The organism is Bacteroidota bacterium (assembly GCA_034723125.1).
GTDB lineage: Bacteria > Bacteroidota > Bacteroidia > CAILMK01 > JAAYUY01 > JAYEOP01.
The window spans coordinates 1-6,137 of the sequence record JAYEOP010000020.1; the positions used below are offsets into that span (position 1 = coordinate 1).

The window sequence follows — 6,137 nt, forward strand, 5'->3', positions numbered from 1 at the left end:
CAACATTTGGTATTGGTGGAGGAATTTACAATCAATATCAAACTGCTGATATAGTAAATACTATTTTATGGGGAAATACTGCTACTTCAAATCCTCAAGCCTACCCAACTCCTGATGGAAATAACGGATATTCATATTGTTGTTGCCCAACCGTAACCAATTGTCCAACTTGCCAAACGATCAACCCTCTATTCGTAGGAAGTGGTAACTATATGATTACTTATGGTTCTTCCTGCTATGAATCAGGAGATAATAATGTACAACATGAAGCTTTTGATTTAAATGGAAACTCTCGCATTTGCCATAATGTGATAGATATAGGTGCTTATGAAGACCCGTATATATATAAAAGCGGAGATATATGCGACCAAACTTGGACAAACCATAACCCTAATGGAATTGATTATGTGATTACTGATAATATTACTGTAAGATGTACTTTAACAATTCAGAATGGAACAACCATAGCATTTGAGGATGGAAAGAAAATGGATGTGCAGGGTTCTTTGGATGCACAAGGTAATTCTTTAAATTATATTACTTTTACAGCAATTAACCCAAATAATGGTTGGGGTGGGATTAGATTTAATGGAACATCCAGTCAATACTCTTCTGAATTTGACTATTGTATTTTAGAATACAGTAAAAAGTCTGATCCCCCTACTCCATATGGTTATTGTCAATGTGGTATATTCACTGCATATTATAATGGAGGTGCTATTTATTTAAAAGACTTTGGAAATATAGACATTTCAAATTCTATATTCAGATATAATTTTGCATCAAGGGGTGGTGCTATTTATGTCTATTCTTCAAACGCATCTGTAATTGAACCAAGCATATCAAATAATAACGAATTTTATCAAAATGAGTCTTGTAAAGGAGGAGCAATCTGCTTGCAAGGAAATGAGAATAACAAATTTAAACTACAAGCAGATATAAATTATAATACTTTTCATGATAATTTTTCAATGCGTTTAGGAGGTGCAGTTTTCACTGATATTTATGATAATTCTGAAATAACAGGTAATACTTTTAATAACAATGAAGCTGATATTGAAGATAATTTTTCTAAAGGTGGAGCTGTATTATTTTGTGGAGGCTCCAAAAACCAATTTAAAAACAATACACTTTATAATAATACAGCTAAGACCGGAGGTGCACTTTGTGTAAACTATGGTACTGCTTTTACTGGTACTGATCCTGTTATTGAAGGGAACTCTATTTATAGTAACAATGCTGTAAATGGAGGAGGAGTAGCATTTATTAGTAGTACAAAACTAAGTGCATATAATACAAAGTTTTATAGCAATAAAGTATATGAAAATGAGGCTTATAGAGATGGGGGAGGAATTTATATAAAAGGTTTTTCTCCTATAATTTATAACAGCTTGATTGTCAATAATACATCAACAGATGATGGTGGTGGCATTTATGATACGAATTCTGTTTCCAAGTATTACAACTGTACTATTGCTGATAATAATGCTGATGAAGGTGGAGGTGTTTACTCTCCTGATATTACAAGTTTTCCTGAATTCAGAAATGATATTATTTATGATAACTTACCTGATGATGTGATTTTTAATAATTCACCTCCTGATGTTGGAGATCCTTATTATAATTATTGTGATATCGGTAATTTTACATTTAATCAGTCTGGTCCATCAAATTTTTCTGCAGATCCTAAATTTGTTGATGGTTATCATTTAAAATATGGAAATCCTGCTCCACCATATACTTCACCTTGTATTAATAGCGGAGACCCTAATTTTACACCTCCAACAAATTATGATTTAGATAATAACACAAGAGTTGCTGATGGTAGGATTGATATGGGTTGCTACGAAAATGACGGATCAAATCAAAACTGGTGGATTGTATTTAATAATATAAATGATGATGAGCACAATGATTTAAGTATAAATGTATATCCAAATCCAGTTGATGATCAATTAACCTTGAAAATTGATTCTAAAATTGATAACAATTTTACAATCCAAATGTATAATTCACTCGGAAAAATTGAGTATAATGAGCATAGAGACATAAAAATAGGAGAAAATATCATTTATCTTAACCGAAATCAATTGGCTGCCGGGATATATTATTTGAAAGTAAGCTCAGCATTTATCAATTTAAAAGTTATGAAGATAATATTTAAATAATTCCGATTCATGGGTTCTGGCTGATAACCAGAACCCATTATTATTTATGAAAAAACTCAGAAGTACATATTATTTTTTCGTTGCTATCATACTAATTATTATTAGTTCTCAAAAAGCTTTTCCTCAACTGGAAGCCAAACACTGGTATTTTGGTTATAAGAATGCATTTAAATTTGAGAACAACCAACCTGTTCTTTTGTATGACAACAAAATGAGTACTCTTTATGGAACTGCAACGATTTCTGACAAATATGGCAAGCTGTTATTTTATACTAATGGCACTACAATCTGGAATAAAAACCACGATACCCTTAAAAATGGATATGGATTAAATGGGGGCTATGGAGCTATGCCAAGTGCTTTAATTATTCCTCAACCTGGCAACACAAATTTGTATTATTTTTTTACCGTAATAAATTACTCAAAGTCAAATCAGGGTTTTTGGTACCACATTGTGGATATTACCAAAGATAATGGAAAAGGTGAAGTAATTTTAAAAAATCAATTTATAAGTGGCAATGTAACAGAAAGATTTTCTGCCACCTTTCATTCCGATAAAAAATCAGTTTGGATTATGATACACAAATGGCAATCAAATAATTACAAAGCCTATTTACTAAAAAATTCAGGTTTGGATACAATTCCAGTAGTTTCTGCTATTGGTACAACCCATGAAGGAACTGTAACTAATTTTTATGGCCAAATGAAATTTTCTGCTTCAGGAAAAAAATTGGCTTGTGCAATGCAGGATACTTCTATTATTGATATATTTGACTTTAACAATGCAACAGGACAAATTTCAAATTGTATTTCAATAAATCTAAAAAGAAATATTGGCTATACCATTTTTGGTGTTGAGTTTTCCCCCAGTGAAAACTTACTATATGTTACAGGCTCTAGTAGCCCTGCTGGTATATTTCAGATTGATCTATCATCAGGGATTGACAGTACAATTAAAAATTCTGTTAACCAAATTTATATAAATAATAATAGTGGATGGTATTTTTGTTTACAAATAGGCTTGGACAAAAAAATTTATGTGGCACGTGTTTATGCTTTTCTAGGTTGCATTAATAAGCCAAATAAAAAAGGTAGTGCCTGTAATTATATAGACCAAGGTTTAACATTACCAATGGGAGGGAATAAAGGTCTTCCCACCTTTCTCCAATCCTATTTTTACCTTCCTGATATAGAAATAGAAAACACCTGCCTCGGGGATAGCACTGCATTTAATTTAAAAGACACCACCAACATAGATTCGGTTTATTGGAGTTTTGGGGATAGTAATTATTCATGGCAGTTTTATCCCAAACATGTCTATTCAGATACTGGCTATTACCAAACAAGTGCTGTCATATTTTATAATAATACAAACGATACCTTTGAAAGGGAAATCAGAATCAGTAATTATGCTTATGCTAATTTTGGTATTACGGATAACTCGAAGTGTTTGCTTGGCAATGAGTTTTATTTTTATGATTCTTCTACCGCCATAGATGGTAGCATGACCTACGAGTGGGATTTCGGGGATAGTACAGGCTCGTTTCAGCAAAACCCTATAAAGTCATTTTTAGTTGCTGATACATTTAATGTTAAATTAACGGTTACTTCATCTTATGGCTGTGAAACATCAAAAACCAAAGAGCTTTATGTACAGCCAATGCCAGAGGCTAAAATAAACATAAACGACACAGCCCAATGCTTTAACAAAAACAACTTCATATTCTTAAACCCAAGTGATTCCTTAAATTTAAATGTTTCAAAAACATGGTATTTCGGAGACGGCAACACATCAAATGCTGATACAGCACAACATATTTATTTAATTGCCGATACTTTTAATGTGGTTTTAATCGAAGAAACAAATCATGGTTGTAGAGATACAGCAACAAAAGAAATTATTGTACATCCAAGTCCGGTTACAGAGTTTTCGGTTAATGATTCCGTTCAATGTTTTAATGAAAATCATTTTCAATTTACAAACCTAACAGGTTTTGAAATGCTGTTAGGTTTAAACTATAGCTGGGATTTCGGCAACGGTTCAACTTCAACTGATTCCAACGGACAAATGAAATATTTAAGCTTTGATACTTTTGATGTTAGGCTTGTTGCTATTTCACCATTAGGCTGTACTGATACTATCGTAAAAAAAGTATATATTCTTGAATCACCAAAAGCGGATTTTGATATTATTAATAATTCTCAATGCTTTACAGACAATTTATTTGAGTTTGAAAGCAAATCAGATTTTTCTACATTAACAAACTTAAACGATTTAATCCACAACTGGGATTTTGGGGATAATTCAGTTAGTAATGATACATTCCCAACACATAAATATTTATCTGTTGATTCTTTTGAAATCAATTTAATTGTTACCGCATCCAACAATTGTAAAGATACTGTTTCAAAAAAGAAAAACGTTTATGTAAGACCTCATCCTTTTGTAGCTTTTTCTTTAAATGATAGTGATCAATGCTTGAATGAAAATGATTTTGCGTTTTCAAACCTAACAGCTTGGGGAAAAGCTGTTAGGTTGAATTATTTCTGGAGCTTCGGAGACAACAGCTTTTCAACAGATTCAAACACAAATCACGTTTTTCAAAAAGCTGATACTTTTTTTGTGAAACTAACTGCCACTTCAAATCACAACTGCAAAGACTCAATTACAAAAAGCGTAATCGTTAATCCTTCACCAAAAGCGGATTTCTCAATAAATGATTCCGCTCAGTGCTTTAACGAAAATAATTTTGAATTTATAAACCTAACAACTTGGTCAAATGCTGTTAGGTTGAAAAAATACTTTTGGAATTTCGGAGACAATAATTTTTCAACCGATTCAAATGTGAATCACAAATACAAAAACGAAGGAATTTTTAATGTAAAACTCAAAGCAATAAATCCTTACAACTGCCCAGATTCAATAATCAAAACAGTTACAGTTTACCCATCACCAACCGCTGATTTTTCAATAAACGATTCAACACAATGCCTTGATTCAAACAAATTTAATTTTGTTGACCAATCAAAAATCAGCTCTGGAACTTTAGCTCGCCAATGGTTTGTTGACGACAGTCTAACATCAACAAATCCTGCAATAAATAATTTTTCATTTTCAGACTGGGGAAAATATCCGATAAAAATAATTTCTACAAGCAACAAAAATTGCAATGACAAAATTACCAAAAATATTTACGTCCATCCAATGCCGGTAGCCGCTTACATTTACCTCAACAACTGTCTCGAAGACACAATGTTTTTTTACGACAAATCTTTTATTGATTCAGGCAAAGTTCAAAGATGGTTTTGGGAATTTGGCGACAACAATTATTCAAACCTTCAAAACCCATATAATATTTATTCCGACACAGGTAAAAAAGCCGTAACCCTCACATCAACAAGTGATTTTGGTTGTTCAACAGATACAACAAAATATTTTTTCATAGAGCAACACGTAAAAGCAAACGAAATAATTAGGGCAACAGTTGAAAATAACGAAAACATACTGATTGAATGGACAAAAGCAACAAAAGGAATCCCAAAAACCTACATCCTCGAAAAATCAGAAAACGGAATTAGTTGGTACGAGTTAAGCACAAGCGACAACCAAACCTTTGATTTCCTTGATTTTAACAACAGAGTTGATGAACAGTCATATTTTTACAGAATGTTTGTAATTGATAGTTGCGATTACAAAAGCGAATACACAAATTACGGGAAAACTATTCTTCTCACAACAGAAACAAAAAGCACTTACCCCAAATTAAAATGGACAGCCTACAAACAATGGAATCAGGGAATTAAGAATTACGAATTACAAATTTTCAACAAATCAAAAAATAAATTTACCCTCGTAGAGACAATTCATGAATTGTCTTTACAGGGGAATTACACCTTTATAGACAGTTTTACAAAAATAAACCAAGAATTTTACTGCTACAGAATAGTAGCAAACAGAAAAGGAGATTC

General features: G+C 32.1%; 2 protein-coding genes. Both read left to right on the forward strand.

Translation table 11 applies throughout. The annotated features are described in order from the left end of the window. A partial coding sequence (locus U9R42_00635; GenBank protein ID MEA3494525.1) for a T9SS type A sorting domain-containing protein occupies window positions 1-2,168 on the forward strand: 2,168 nt, incomplete at its 5' end. A 46-nt stretch (window positions 2,169-2,214) separates the two neighbouring features. Next, window positions 2,215-6,137 (forward strand): PKD domain-containing protein (locus U9R42_00640; protein ID MEA3494526.1); only part of this gene is annotated, 3,923 nt, incomplete at its 3' end.